Source organism: Desulfovibrio sp. 7SRBS1 (assembly GCF_049723905.1).
Classification (GTDB): domain Bacteria; phylum Desulfobacterota; class Desulfovibrionia; order Desulfovibrionales; family Desulfovibrionaceae.
The window spans coordinates 2,552,276-2,567,060 of sequence record NZ_JBJKFD010000001.1 but is presented as its reverse complement, the minus strand read 5'-3'; the positions used below and the strand labels follow the sequence as shown (position 1 = coordinate 2,567,060).

Genomic DNA, 14,785 nt, shown 5'->3' with positions numbered 1-14,785 from the left:
TTTCTTTTCCTTTGGCGGAAATCAGAACCGTGCCGATGGCGGCGTGTTCGCTACAGGCCTACGGGCGCACTCGGGCAGTCCCTTGGCCATTACTTCCACCATACCCTTGAGCATGGTCGGGTCGAACTTTTTGCTTTCGGCCAAAAGTTTTTTGGCCGCCGCCACCATGGGAAGCGGTTCTCGAAAGGGGCGTGAGGCGATCATGGCGCAATAGGCGTCGGCCACTGCCGCCAGCCTGCCCAAGTGGGATATTTCCAGGCCTTTGATCCGGTTGGGGTAGCCCGATCCATCCATTCGTTCGTGGTGTTCGAGCATGGCATGGATGATTTCCGGCGTGTTGATGTTCAGCCGGGAGATGATGTTCTGGCCCACGCTGGGATGGAGTTGCACGGATTGCTGTTCCTGCTTGCGTAGGGCCGTTGCCTTGCCCGTTATGTAGGGGGGCACCTTGCTCATGCCCAGGTCGTGCAGCAGCAGGGCGCCGGATACGTTGACGAAGTTGGTCTTTTCCATGCTGTTCTGTTGCAGTTGCTGAAAAATGTACAGGGCGGTTCCCACAAAGCATACGTTGACGCAGTGCCCGGCCAGATCGTCTTCGGTGTGCAGGTTCCTCGCCAGGTAGACCACGCGGCACGGGTCTATCCAAATGTATTCGCTGTAAATGGAAATGTTTTTTAAAAGTTCTTCCCAGACCGGTTCCGTGGGCTGGTCAAAGAACTCGGTAAGCCGCATTTGCAGGGCCTGATAGAGAATTTCCGCGATGTCCCGTTCGTCCAGCGATGTTTCCACCAGGATGAGGCCGAGCTTTTTGCAGATATGCTGGGCGTATACCTTGTAATCGTCGCGGGAGAGAAAAAGCAGCCCTTGCTCGCACAGCTGGGCCACTTCCTCCTGCCGGGGGGTGGATACCCGCTCCTCGGCCTTGGCGTACAGCCGGATCGTGTTGGTCTCCGGCTTGAAATAATACAGGCTTACAGGTGGCCTGAACCGGGGAAAACTTGTGAGAATATTGGGGCTGATCTGAAGATATTCTTCTGAAACAGATGTAATTTCGGCACGTTGGTTCATTTTAGATCTCGTTGCGTAGGATATGGATATTTATTCGGAACCATTATGCATGGGTAGACTGCCCGGTAAAAAAAGCCATTATTTTTAAAAAAGAATATGGTTGGGGATGTGTACCAATAAGCGTCCCCAAGCTCTGTTGGCGTAAAAAAATCAAGGCTGACGTGGAGTTGCAGATGCGGGGTGGTTTAATCTTGTTGAAACAACGTCGCCATTGTTCCTTTACAAGCAGCCTGAGACGTTTATTTTATGGCTGGCCTGCGATATAGAGTTAGTGGTGTCGCGTCTTTCAAATTTATTTCATTAAAAACAAAAGAGTACACGCGATACCTCACATGGTGGACAGAGTTCGCCATGCGCCGCCCAAAACAGCGTGAGCGCACCCGAAAACTCCTTTTTCCAGTGCGCGGACACCATACAAGACATCTCTTACCAAGGAGAAATGCGGATGCGCCATATACGACCAACAGGGGTTCTTTTGGCTTCCATGGTTTTCGGATTGCTGTTGTGTTTGCCCGGTTTCGGCTTTGCAGCCATGGCCGAGAACTGCCCTGGGGATTCCATGGGAAATGCCACCCTGAATGCGGATGGGACCGCACGGGCCGTGCGCCAGGAGGTGTGCGAGGTTTACGAAGCCGTGGGAACCGTTCGTCCGCGTACGGAAATCCGCATAGAATCTCAGGTTACCGCCAAGATACTCAAGGTCGAGGTGCGGCCCGGCGTGAAGGTGAACCAGGGCGATACCCTGATACGCCTGGACGCGCGGGAATTGCAGGCCCGGCTGGAACGGGCCCAGCAGGGGCTGAACAGCGCGCGTTCCGCAAGGAAGCAGGCCGTGGAAGCCATTGCCGCGGCAAAGGCGGCCGACGACAAGGCCCGGACCACGTTCGGGCGCATGGAAAAACTGCATAAGCAGGGCGTCATTGCCTCGGAAGATCTGGACCTTGCCCGGCGCAATGCCGTGCAGGCCGTATCCGCCCTGCGCCAGGCCGAAGACGGACGCACAGGGGCCACGGCCCAGGTGAGCCAGGCGGAAAAGGTGCTGGAAGAAGCGCGTATCAATCTCGGCTACGCCACCATCAGCGCGCCGGACAGCGGGGAGATCATCCGCCGCATGGCCGACCCCGGCGATCTGGCGGTTCCGGGCCGCTCGCTCCTGCTTTTGCAGACCGGCAAGGGCATGTGGGTGGAGGCCATGGTGCGCGAAGGCCTTATTGCCAAGGCGCCGCTCGGTTCCCGCATGGAAGTTAAAATAAGTGCCATCGGCGCGGTTATGGAAGGGCAGGTGGAAGAAGTCGTGCCCTTGGCCGATGCGCGCACCAGGACGTTTCTGGTGCGGGTGGGGTTGCCCTCTGTGCAGGGATTGTATCAGGGCATGTTCGCGCGGCTGCGCATTCCCGTGCGTACCTACGAGGCCGTGCTGGTGCCGAAATCCGCCGTGCGCCGGGTGGGACAGCTGGAAAGCGTGCGTCTGAAAACACCCGAGGGCTGGCGGACCGTCTATGTGCGGACCGGTGGCGTGCATGGCAAAAACGGCGAGCTGGTGGAAATTTTATCCGGGCTGGAAGGCGGCGAAACCCTACAGCTTCAGGGAGTGGCCCCACAAACTGATGTCTCGCAGGCTGCCCAAGCGTCCGGAACCCCTGGGGAATCTAAAAAATCGGAGCAGGTGCAATGAGCGGCTCTGAATATCCCGCAGGTTCCCCGTCTGGTGGAAAGGGGGGCCCGAGTGCCCCAACCGGAGTGATCGCGTCCATTGTCCGGGCATTTTTGCAGGCCCGGCTGTCCATACTTTTCATGGCCTTTGCCCTGGCCGTAGGAGCCGGGGCCATCATGCTGACCCCGCGCGAGGAAGAGCCACAGATCGTGGTGCCCATGGCCGACGTCATGGTCAACGTGCCCGGCGCTTCCGCCGAAGAAGTGGAAAAGCTTGTGGCCACGCCCCTGGAGCGGCTGCTCTGGCAGCTCGACGGGGTGGAGTACGTCTATTCCACGTCCTACCGGGATCACTGCATGGTCACGGTGCGGTTTTATGTGGGCGAAAACCGAGAGGATTCGCTGGTCAAACTGCACAATACCATCATGCGCAATGTGGACCTGGCTCCTGCCGTGGTTTCCGGCTGGGTGGTCAAGCCCGTGGAAATAGACGATGTGCCCATCGTGACCATGGCCCTGCACTCCAAGGTGTACGACGACTTTGCCCTGCGCCGTATGGCCGAGGAGATGTTCCACCGGTTGGCGAGCATTCCCGACGTCTCCCGCGTTTCTCTGGCAGGCGGGCGGGGGCGCGAAGTGCGCGTGGAGCTGGAGCCCCAGCGGTTGCGTGGCTTCAATGTGTCGCCTCTGGAAGTGAGCCGCGCCCTGGCCGGTGCGGATGTCTCGCGCAGTGCGGGTAAATTTTCCAGGGCCAACCGGGAACTGTCGGTAACGGCCAACTCGTTTTTCCTGTCCGCTTCCGAAGTGGGCGATCTGGTTGTGGGGGTGTTTGACGGACGCCCCGTGTACCTGCGCGACGTGGCCGAGGTGCGTGATGGGCCGCAGGAACCGAAAAGCTACACGCGCATTCGTTTTCCCGGCCAGGGGGAACAGCCCGCTGTCACCTTGGCCCTGTCCAAGAAAAAAGGGACCAACGCCGTCAAGGTGGCTGCGGACGTCATTGCCGAGGCCCGCGCCCTGCAGCACGACGTGCTGCCCGACGGGGTGGAACTGACCGTTACCCGCAACTACGGACAGACCGCGCAGGACAAGGTCAACAACCTGCTTTCCTCGCTCGGCTTTGCCATCATCACGGTGGTGGCGCTGCTGGCCTTCACCCTGGGCTGGCGCGAGGCGTTCATCGTGGCTCTGGCCGTGCCGGTCAGCTTTGCCCTGGCCCTTGGGGTCAACTACCTGCTGGGCTACACCATCAACCGGGTCACGCTGTTCGCCCTTATTCTTTCCCTCGGGCTGGTGGTGGACGACCCCATAACCAATGTGGACAACATCCAGCGGCACATCCTGATGCGCAAGCAGGGACCGCGCGCCGCCACCCTGACGGCCGTGGACGAGGTGCTGCCGCCGGTCATCATGTCCACTCTGGCGATTATTGTATCGTTTCTGCCCCTGTTCTTCATCTCCGGCATGATGGGCCCGTACATGGCGCCCATGGCCGCCAACGTGCCGCTTACCGTTACTTTTTCCACGGTATGCGCCCTGACCATCGTGCCCTGGATGGCCTACAACCTGCTCAAGAGATTGGGCAGGAAAGACGGCGGGGCGGGCGACGGTTCCGATACTGGGGAACCGACCGAAACCAAATCCCATGCGCGCATCCGGCGTGTGTACGAAGCCGTTGTTGCGCCCTTTCTTGAGCGCCGGGGATTGCGCTGGGCCTTGTTGGGCGGCATTGTTCTGCTGCTTGTCGGGTCGCTCTCCCTGGCCGCATTGCGCATGGTGCCGCTCAAGATGCTGCCGTTCGACAACAAGAACGAGTTCCAGATTGTCATCGACATGGACGAGGGCACGACCCTGGAAGCCACGGACCGTGTGGTGCGCGACTTTGAAGAGTATTTGCAGAGCGTGCCCGAGGTGGTCAACGTAACCACCTACAGCGGCATTGCCTCGCCCATGGATTTCAACGGCATGGTGCGCCACTACTACATGCGCGAAGGGTCCAACGTGGCCGACATCCGCGTGAACCTGCTGGACAAGTCCGAGCGCGACATGCAGAGCCACGCCATTTTGCTGCGGCTGCGCACCGACCTGCAAAACATCGCAGCCCGGCACAAGGCCCGCATCAAGCTGGTGGAAGTGCCGCCGGGACCGCCGGTCATCTCCACCCTTACCGCGGAAATCTACGGCCCCTCGGACAAACCGTACGCCAGCCTTGTCAGCGGCGCGGAAAAGGTGGCCGACCTGATGCGCGTGGAGCCGGGCGTGGTGGACGTGGATACCTCTGCCGAGGCCTCGCGGCCACGCATGGATTTTGTGCTGGACAAGGAAAAGGCGGCCCTGCACGGCGTCTCCGCACGTGACGCGGCCGATACCCTGGCTTTGGCCCTGGGCGGCGAGGTTCCGGCCACAGTGCACGAACCGCACGAACGCCAGCCCTTGGACATTCGCCTTATTCTGCCCGAGAGCAGACGGTCCAGCTACCTTGGGCTGGCCGAAACCCAGGTGCGCAGCGCACAAAGCGACGGAGGCGAGTTGGTGCCCCTGGCCGAGCTGGGCAGCGTGGTACGGGTTCCCGAAGACCAGCCCATCTACCACAAAAACCTGCGCCGGGTGGCCTATGCCTTTGCCGAAACCGCGGGGATTCCGCCTGCCGAAGCCGTCATCGACCTGGGCAGCAGGCTTGCCAAGGACCCCCTGCCCGACGGCCTGAGTGTGGACTGGGCGGGCGAGGGCGAATGGAAGATCACCGTGGACGTGTTCCGCGACCTGGGTATCGCCTTTGGCGTGGCTCTGCTTGGCATCTATGTGCTTCTGGTGCTGCAGACCAATTCGTTCTTCATGCCCGTGCTCATCATGTCGGCCATTCCGCTGACCCTGCTGGGCATTCTGCCCGGCTTCTGGCTGCTGAACATGGTGGCCGGTGACGTGGTGGGCGGTTTTGGCGATCCGGTCTTTTTTACGGCCACCAGCATGATCGGCATGATCGCGCTGGGAGGCATCGTCATCCGAAATTCCGTGGTGCTCATCGAGTTTATCCAGGATGCGCAAAAGCAGGGACTTGGCCTGCGCGAGGCCGTGCTGCAAAGCGGAGCCATCCGCCTGCGGCCCATCGTGCTCACGGCCCTGACAACCGCCCTGGGGGCGTGGCCCATCACTCTGGACCCCATCTTCTCCGGTCTGGCCTGGGCACTCATCTTCGGGCTGTTCGCCTCCACCCTGTTCACTCTGGTGGTCATTCCCGTGGCCTATTACGCGGTGTACAGGAACAAACCGGTACAAGGGGGCAATGCGGGCGGTGAAAGCCCGGAAGCCGCTTGAGGATTTGGGAGGCTGCATATGGCCAGATTCATCAGAAATACCGAGGATAAGGCCGGGTTGCCACCGGGCAGCCTGGTCTTTGTGGGTGAGCGAAAAATGGACAGGCCCCGGATACGGGTCATGGACTTCACCCCGGACAATCTCACCGAAATGCAGGTTGAGGTGGAGGAGCTGCCCGCCTTCCGGGACAATGCGGACTCGACCACCTGGATCAATATCGACGGGCTGCACGATACCGCGCTGATGGAGCGGGTGCGGGATATCTTCGACCTGCCTGCGCTGGTGATGGAGGATGTGCTCAATACGGCGGACCGGCCCAAGATCGAGGAGCACGGGGACATCGTCCACATCTGCCTGAAGATGCTGTTTCTTGATGGGCAAGACGGCGATGGGCAAGGCGGCGATAACACCACGAACGAGGGGGCCGCAGGCGGTTTCCCGGCCGTGCATGCCGAGCAGCTGAGTCTGGTGTTGGGCCAGGGGGTTCTGCTGACCTTTCAGGAGCGGGGTGGGGATGTGTTTGACCCGGTACGCGGCAGAATGCGCGCGCCGCGTGCCCGTATCCGGCAGCGCGGTGCCGATTACCTGACCTATGCCCTGATGGATTGCGTCTATGAGAACTATGCGCGATTATTGGAACGGCTGGGCGACGACATCGAGGCGCAGGACGACCTGCTGCTGGACGATCCCGGCCCGGACGCGCTGGGGACCATTGCCCTGCTCAAGCGGGAGTTGGCCTTTGTGGCCAAGGCCGTGCGGCCTGCCCGCGAAATGGCGCTCAAATTCCCGCGGCTGGAAAGCGAACTGATACGGGAGGAGACGCTCCCCTACCTGCGGGATCTGCGTGACCTGGCCGAGCAGACGGGCGAAGCCCTGGACGCGTACAAGGAAATCCTGGCGGGCCAGCTCAACGTCTACAACTCGGCGGTTGCCAACAAGCTTTCCGACATCATGCGGTTTTTGACCGTGTTTTCCGTTATTTTCATTCCCCTGACCTTTCTGGCAGGGGTGTATGGTACCAACTTCCGGCATATTCCCGAGCTGGAATGGAAGTACGGATACTGGGCCCTGTGGGCCGTGATGCTTTGTGTGGCCGGAGGAATGGTTGTGTACTTCAGAAAACGAAAGTGGTTGTGAACAGAATGCAGTTGCGAAAAATACATTTTTTTTCCGCCGCACGGTTTTGCGGCCTTGCGGTCCTTTTCTTTGTCCTTCTGGGAATTCCCGGGCTCCTTGGGCTTCCCGGAGGGCCGGCCATATGGGGGGCAGCTGGCAGTGTGCCGTCTGCCCTGGCACAAAACGGCGACCTGGGGGATATCGCCAACTTCAAGGAACTGATTGCCGAACGCATCAGAAAATTCACCCGTCTGGAGGGGGAAACCGGCCACCTGTCCAAACTGGTACGCGACGAATCTTCCGCATTGGATGACGATCTGGACAAGGCCAAGGCCGAATACAGCACCATTGTTCTGGAACGCGGCATGGAACGCTACAGTCCGCTGGAGGCGCGCGAAATATACGACCGGTTGCGCCGTCTGCTGGACCGGGTAAAGCGTTTCAGCACCCCCATAAGCAAGCTGCAGTCCCAGCTTTCCATGTTCCGGGACAGCCTTGAGGCCACGCTGAAAGAAGTTGAAACCCTGGACCAGTCCACCCTGGAACCAGGCGAGCAGCGTCTGGTTTCGGACTATGTGCGCAGGGTAAAAAGTGTGGAGCGGTCCCTGGCCCGGCTGGAAAAGACCGCAGAGCGCAATACAAAGGCGGTGTCGGAATTCCGGGAAAAGCTGGAAGGCAAGTGCCAGGAATTGGAAGCCGGGATTCCCGAACTCTGGACCCGTTTCTTTTTTGCCCGCTCGCACTTCATCATAGACCTGAATTTCTGGCAGACCCTGCCCGGCTATCTGAATTTTTGGCAAAGCATGGGACGCGACCAGCTGCAATCGTATGCCGAGGTCCCGGCCAAGGACTATTTCGGCGCGCTGGTGGTGGTCCTGTTCTTGTCCGGCCTGGTCTATTTTGCCGGTGGCTGGCTGCGCAGCCGCATCAATGTGCTGCTTGTGCAGGCCAAGTTGCAGCCGCTTCGGGGCAGTCTGCGCCCGTGGGGGCTGCTCTCCCTGGGCGTGGGATTTTCGCTGGTGAGCATTGGGGGAAACACGGACCTGTCCGGTCCCATCCGCCTGCTGGGCAGCATATTGCAAGCCTGGGGCGCAGTGGGAACGGCCTGGTCCATACGTCGTCATTTTACGGAAGAACCAGCGCGTTCGCCCATGTGTTCGTATCTGGTACTCTTTTCCATAGGGCTGGTCTTTATGGGGACAACCATGCCCAACCCCCTGGTCTGTCTTTGCTGGGGCGGCATCATGCTTGTCCCGTTTCTGTCTTCCCGGAAGCGGCGGAAAATTTTCGAAGACTACCACATGTTCGGCCGCTGCATGGCCGGGCTTCTGCCTGGTGTGGGCGTGGTGCTGGCCCTGCTGGCCTTTTTCGGCATGGGCAGGTTTTCCGTGGTGCTGCTGTCGCTGGTCTTTCTGCTGGCTGCCGCCTTTCTGGTGTCTTCGGCCACCAGCATGCTGTTGCGCAGCATTTTGAGCGCCCCGGCGGAGTCGTATCCGGTAAAGCTTGCCAAGGGCATCCTGCTGGGCGTGTCCACGCCTCTGGCCTGGACCCTGACGTTTTTTGCGGCCGGGTTCTGGCTTACCGAACATCTGGGCGGATTCTTCATCATGCGGCGGCTGGTGGACCTGGAAATGAACCTCAAGGGGTTTTCCATCCGGGTAGCCAGCATCTTCATCGTCATTGTCCTGTTTTATGCCACGCGGACCGGGATAGCCATTTTCCGCGATCTTTTGGGCGAATTGGGCCGGGATTGGAGCAGGCCCAAGCGTGATTCCATCTCCTCGCTGCAGGTGCTGGCCCAATACGGCGCGTGGTCGCTGTACATCATCGTCTCCCTCTATCTGCTGGGCATCAGCCTCACCAGCCTTACCGTCATCGCCGGTGGTTTGAGTGTCGGTATCGGCTTTGGCTTGCAGAATATCGTCAACAACTTCACCAGCGGGCTGATTCTGCTGTTCGGGCGCTCCATCAAGGAAGGCGACGTGCTGCAGTTCGACGACGTCTGGTGCACGGTGCGTAAGATCAGCTTCCGGTCCACCACGGTGGAAACCTTTGACAACGCCGTGCTCATCATCCCCAACTCGGACCTCATCACCAACCGCATCCTCAACTGGACGCGGAACAACGAGGTGGTGCGGCGGGACGTGCTGGTGGGCGTGGCCTACGGGTCGGATACGGAACTGGTGGCAAAGACCCTGCAAGAGATTGCCGATGCCCATCCCCATGTGCTGAAAGTGCCCGGCCCCAACGTGCTTTTCGACAACTTCGGGGCCAGCAGCCTGGACTTTATTCTGCGGGTGTGGATCGACGATATCGGCGTGGTGCTGACCGTTCTTTCCGAACTGCGCCATTCCGTGGACAAGGCCTTTCGGGAGCGCGACATCGAGATATCCTTTCCCCAGATGGATCTGCACTTCCGTTCGGGCGTGGTGCCTCTGCATGTGGAAAAAGACGGTGCCCCTCCATTTTCCGGGCCAGCGGCACGGGATGACGAGCAGGCAGATCCGGCTGGGCAGGCACCGGAAGATACACCGGAAGAGACTTCCGGGGAGACTTCCGGGGAGACTTCCGAAGAGACTCCCGGTAGCGGCAAAGCACCGGACAAGAAGGACTGAGCGTGCAGCGTCCGGGGAAAAGGTAATTTTTTGCCGTCATCCCTTGTTTGGGTGGCCTGGACTGGGCGTATTTTTCCGTAAATAGACACGGTTTTTTCAGCGAATTGTAACGGCCTTTCGTAGTGGAGTACGAAAGGCCGTTTTTTTATGCATTTTTTCGTCTCGGCCGATAATGTTGCAACATGTTGTAAATACTTCAGTTGTTATTCATTTGAGCGTTGATGGGAACGGTCGACTCCAGGTTTGGTAAATGTGAAATATCGAATAGGCGTATTGTGGAGTGTGTCTTGCAGGATACGCAGCGGATTTACAGTTGGGAAAAATTTTCAGGAGGCGCATAATGAGTATAGCCGCTGTGCAGTCAGGACAAAGTGTCTACTCCACACCGTATGTCCGCCAAGATTCCAAGCAAGCGGAATCTGCGGGTACTTATACTCAAGGCGAGGACAAGGTAACCATCTCACAGGAAGCCATGCGCCGTGCCCAAGAGGCTGCCGATAAGAGCTCCGAAAAGAGCAAGGTTACCGAACAAACGCAGGCGGCCTCCACCGCAAAAGAAGCGGAGGAGGAATATCCTCTGGAAGCCTACAGGGCGCCGGATTGGTATGTGGATTTGTTCGGCGGCAATACGATGGTCACGGCAGAGCTTGGCATAAGCTGGGAAGAAGGTCAGACCGGATACCAGAAGATGAACGCCAAAGATCAGCGCCTGTTCGATGAGTACTCGGAGATAGTGGATTCCTACTGGAAGCAGGGGCTGGATGATGCCGGCATTTCCGGCACCAGCAAGTACTGGCACAATTTTCTTGAGAATCCCACCACCCAGGAACAGGTGCATCAATCCGTGTATCAGCAACTGGCAGACAATCCTCGCGCCATGGAACTGATGAAGTACTTCAACATCGACGTCGGCATCTGATGTGAAGGACCGCGACCCGCAAAACGTGGTTTTCAGGTGCGCTCACGCCGCTTTTTGCAGCGCATGGTGGGCATAGCCCGCCATGTGACGTGTCGCGTATACAGCGACATTTTTAAATGAACCGAGTTTAACGAACGCCACCCGCGGGTACGTCCGTCCGCGCTCTTTGCAAAGCACCATACATCGGAAAAATTGGCGTTCGTTCCCACCTTTTTTTCAAGCCAATTACGATTCCTGCGTTATGCCGTACTGCCGCATCTTGGCATACAGTGTGTTGCGCCCGATGCCCAGGGCACGGGCCGCCTTGCTGACATTGCCGTGATAGCGTGAAAGCGCCCGGCGGATGGCTTCGGCCTCCATGTCCTTCAGCCGCAGGGATGCGGTCCGTTCCACGGTGCTCTCGGGCCGTGCGTCCGGCTCGGCCTTTTGCAGGGCCGGGGGCAGATGCTCGGGCAGCAGCTTGGGGCCGTTCAGGTTGTTCAGGGCATACTCCACTGTATTGAACAGCTCGCGCACATTGCCGGGCCAGTCGTGGGCCAGCAGAAGGGCCATCGCCTCATGCGATATTTCGTTCAGGTCCAGCCCGAATTCCTCTGCCAGCTTGTAGGCCTGGTACTCGGCCAGAATGGCAGCATCGTCGCCCCGTTCCCGCAACGGGGGAATGTGAACATGCACCACGTTCAGCCGATAGTACAAATCCTTGCGAAATCTTCCCTCGGCCACTTCCCTGGTCAGGTCGCGGTTGGTGGCGGCAATGACCTTGATGTTCAGGTTGATGACCTGTGACCCGCCCACCGGCGTTACCTGGCGTTCTTCCAGCACGCGCAGCAGGTTGACCTGCATGGACAGGGGCATTTCCGAAATTTCATCCAGAAACAGGGTGCCGCCGTTGGCCTGCTCGAATTTCCCCGGGCGTCCTTTTTTGTCCGCGCCGGTAAATGCTCCCGAGGCGTAGCCAAAGAGTTCGCTCTGCACCAGTTCGTCGGGCAGCGCGCCGCAGTTGACGGCGACAAACGGCTTGTCCGCCCGCAGGCTGGCCTTGTGGATGCCCCTGGCAAAGAGTTCCTTGCCCGTGCCGGACTCTCCGGTAAGCAGTACGGTGGACGGAGTGCGCGCCGCGCGCAGCGAGGTGTCCACGGCTTCGTTCAGGGCCGGGCTGTTGCCCAGAATGGCGGGCATGCGGGTCGGAATTTCTTTCGGTTGTTCCGGAGCTGGACGCATTGGGTTTTGCACATGTTTTCGTTGCGGCTCCATAAGGGTGACCACGGTGCCGAACCATGTACCGTTGAGGGAAAAGGCCGGTGTTGCACGGCAAACCAGGCCCGGACGCTTGCGGCAGGGCAGGGGAAGGGATTCTCCCTGGGCCGTGGCGTGTTTGCGCCGTCCCAAAAAGGCGTCGAATTCGAAAAACAAATCTGCCTCGCGGCCTTCCAGATCTTCCGGTGCAAGGCCAAGCAGGGCGGCGGCCGCAGAGTTGGAGTTGCTGATGCGTCCGTAGCAGTCCACGGCCAGCATGCCCGTGAGCACGGAATTGAACACCGTGGACAGCAGAGAGCAGGATTGATGGCCCATTTCCGCAGCCTGCATGCGGAAAAGACGCTTTTCCAGGGAGCGAACAGCGTCCAGAACCAGCCCCATGCTGCGGGAGTGGTCGGCCGTGGCCGGGCCGGAAATGTCGAAACAGCCCACGGTGTTGCCGTTGGGATCAAAGATGGGGGCGGCCGTGCAGTTCCAGATGTGATGATTCTGGCAGTAGTGCTCCTGGCCAAAGACCTGCACCGGGCGGCCGGTGGTCAGGCAGGTGCCTATGGCGTTGGTGCCCACGCTGGATTCGGACCAGTTGGCTCCGGGACCGAAATTGAGCGTATCGGCATGGCGCAGGGTGGAAAGATCGCCGCAGGTGCGGACGACGTAGCCTTCGGCGTTGGTAATGGTGATGAGCAGGTTGCGGCCCTTGATGGCCTCGTACACGTTTGTTTCCACGTCGCGTGTCAGGCTGCGGATTTTTTTGGCCGAGGGTTCGAGCTGCTCAAAGGGCAGGATGTCCCAGCATTTTCTCGGGCTGGGGTCCACGCCCATGTCGCGGCAACGACGCCACGAATCGAGCAGGGTGGAGTCCAGGTCGGATTTGTCCACCCGTCCTTTTTCCATAAACGCTTCCCAGTCGTTTCGGTTCACCCTTCCCTGGCTGGCCCGCATAAAGGGCTGGCGGGAAGCGACATCCCTGTGGCTGTCCCGACGTGCGGGGGGAAGCGGTTCCTGTTGAATATCGTATTTCTGCTTGTCCCAGACCAGCGTGTACATGTTCTCCTCCCTTTGATGGAGGCGGAGACATCCCGCCGAAGTTTTGCCTAGCGAATCTTATAAAAGCATTTTTTGACTTTACGCGCAGAGTACACGGTTTCGTCAAGTGTTCGATTTTGGAGCAGGTCGCCAGGGGCGCGCGGCCTGCCGGTTTTGGCGGAAACCAAGGCCCGGCAAGGGCCAGCGGCCTATTGCCCAGAGCGCGCCGCAGGGGCTCTTGTTCGCTTACCGAACAAGCAACCCCGCCCCAAAAGTCCTTCCCTTGTGTAAACTCAATAAAAACAGTTGGTTATTGTGGTGGCATATGGGTTGCAGTTTTGTTGTCGCTCACCCCTACACAAAGGAGGTCTGGACGGTGGCACATCACGCGACAATGCCCAAATGGGGCCTGACCATGAAGGAAGGCAAACTCACCCGCTGGCTCAAAAACGAAGGCGACAACGTGCAAGCGGGAGAAGCCCTGTTTGAGGTGGAAACCGACAAGATAACCAATGCCGTGGAATCGCCTGCCACGGGTGTTCTTTTCCAGATTGTGGTTCCGGAGGGCGACACCGTCCCCGTGAAAACCGTTGTGGCCGTCATTGCCGAGCCTGGTGAAACGCCGGAACGCTTTGAAGGCGGAGCCGCTTCCGAGGCGTCTGCTCCCCAGGCTTCCGCTGCGTCTGCGGCCAAACCCGGTGCCAACTCAGACGCCAAAGCCGCCGCCAAGGTCAATCCCAATGCTCCGGCTTCCCCGGCAGCCCGCAAGCTGGCCCGGGAACTGGGCGTGGACCTGGCCACGGTGGCCGGAACCGGGCCCAAGGGCCGCATCACGGAAAAAGATGTCCAGGCAGCGGCCGACAGCGGTCCGGCTGTCAACGCCACGCAATCGGCCATTGATTTTGCCCGCAAAAAGGGCGTGGACCTGGCCGACGTGCAGGGAACCGGCGAAGACGGAAAGATCACCAAGGCCGATATTCTCCGGGCCATGAACCCCAACTACGCGGCAACTTCCGCGGCCAAGCCTCAGGCTTGTGCACCCAAAACCTCTGCCCAACCGGCAAGCCCGGCTCCTTCTTCCCAGCCAGCCGCCAAGCCAGCGGCACCCGCCGGTCCTGCGGCAGGCAGCACCATTCCCATGGATGGTATCCGCAAGCTTATTGCCGACAACATGATGGCCAGCCTGCACAACGCGGCCCAGTTGACCGTGTTTGTGGAAATAGACGCCACGGAAATGGTGGCCCTGCGCAAAAAGCTTCTGGCGCGCAACAGCCGTAATCCCGACTACCGTCTCTCCTACAACGATATCATCTCGTATGCCGTGTGCCGCGCTCTGGGCAGGCACCCGCTTCTGAATTCCACCCTGGTGGACGATACCATCCAGCTGCACGAGCAGGTCAACCTGGGCGTGGCCGTCTCCCTGGACGGCGGGCTTATCGTGCCCAACGTGAAGGGTGCGGAAAAGCTGAGTCTGGAACAGATGGCCGTGGCCGTGCGCGACGTTGCAGGCCGGGCACGCAAGGGCGGCCTGAACATGGACGAGATAAGCGGCGGCACGTTCACCATTTCCAACGTGAGCATGCTGGGTGTGGACGGCTTCACCCCCATCCTCAACCCGCCGGAAACCGGCATTCTCGGCGTTGGCCGGGTGGTTGAAAAACCGGCCGTGCATGACGGCGAAATATGCATACGCCAGATGATGACCCTTTCCCTGACCTTTGACCACAGAGTCGCGGACGGTGCGCCTGCCATGACCTTCCTGCGCACCCTGGCGGATTACCTTGAAGACCCGGGCCTGATGCTGGCCTAGGCAGTA

8 protein-coding genes are annotated in these 14,785 nt (G+C 59.6%); 6 read left to right on the top strand and 2 right to left on the bottom strand.

All coding sequences use genetic code 11. The features are described 5' to 3' along the window. Nucleotides 1–21 precede the first annotated feature (21 nt). Entirely contained in the window at nucleotides 22–1,068 is a 1,047-nt protein-coding gene (locus tag ACI0FJ_RS11560; protein ID WP_424303432.1) for an HD-GYP domain-containing protein, read from the bottom strand. A 445-nt stretch (nucleotides 1,069–1,513) separates the two neighbouring features. On the opposite strand from ACI0FJ_RS11560, the gene ACI0FJ_RS11555 reads away from it, so the two are divergent. The 5 genes from ACI0FJ_RS11555 to ACI0FJ_RS11535 all read left to right on the top strand — a co-directional run bounded on the left by ACI0FJ_RS11555 (nucleotide 1,514) and on the right by ACI0FJ_RS11535 (nucleotide 10,686). Next, a complete protein-coding gene (locus tag ACI0FJ_RS11555; RefSeq protein WP_424303429.1) occupies nucleotides 1,514–2,743 on the top strand; it encodes an efflux RND transporter periplasmic adaptor subunit in 1,230 nt (409 codons plus the stop codon). Then, nucleotides 2,740–6,036: an efflux RND transporter permease subunit gene (locus ACI0FJ_RS11550; RefSeq protein ID WP_424303426.1), complete on the top strand. Its 3,297-nt coding sequence runs from the start codon at nucleotides 2,740–2,742 to the stop codon at nucleotides 6,034–6,036. The genes ACI0FJ_RS11555 and ACI0FJ_RS11550 overlap by 4 nt, the downstream gene beginning before the upstream one ends. Before the next feature lie 18 nt (nucleotides 6,037–6,054). Further along, nucleotides 6,055–7,173, top strand: a complete 1,119-nt coding sequence (locus ACI0FJ_RS11545) for a magnesium and cobalt transport protein CorA (protein ID WP_424303423.1) — start codon at nucleotides 6,055–6,057, stop codon at nucleotides 7,171–7,173. A gap of 140 nt (nucleotides 7,174–7,313) precedes the next feature. After that, nucleotides 7,314–9,767 (top strand): mechanosensitive ion channel domain-containing protein, encoded by a 2,454-nt coding sequence (locus tag ACI0FJ_RS11540; protein ID WP_424303420.1) that lies wholly within the window; start codon nucleotides 7,314–7,316, stop codon nucleotides 9,765–9,767. Nucleotides 9,768–10,107: 340 nt separating this feature from the next. Then, entirely contained in the window at nucleotides 10,108–10,686 is a 579-nt protein-coding gene (locus tag ACI0FJ_RS11535; protein ID WP_424303417.1) for a hypothetical protein, read from the top strand. Between the two features lie 225 nt (nucleotides 10,687–10,911). Here the strand turns inward: ACI0FJ_RS11535 and ACI0FJ_RS11530 are convergent, their stop codons facing one another. Further along, nucleotides 10,912–12,990: a sigma-54-dependent Fis family transcriptional regulator gene (locus ACI0FJ_RS11530; protein WP_424303414.1), complete on the bottom strand. Its 2,079-nt coding sequence runs from the start codon at nucleotides 12,988–12,990 to the stop codon at nucleotides 10,912–10,914. A gap of 355 nt (nucleotides 12,991–13,345) precedes the next feature. Here ACI0FJ_RS11530 and ACI0FJ_RS11525 point away from each other — a divergent pair, with 355 nt between their 5' ends. Beyond that, a complete protein-coding gene (locus tag ACI0FJ_RS11525; protein ID WP_424303411.1) occupies nucleotides 13,346–14,779 on the top strand; it encodes a 2-oxo acid dehydrogenase subunit E2 in 1,434 nt (477 codons plus the stop codon). Nucleotides 14,780–14,785: the final 6 nt, after the last annotated feature.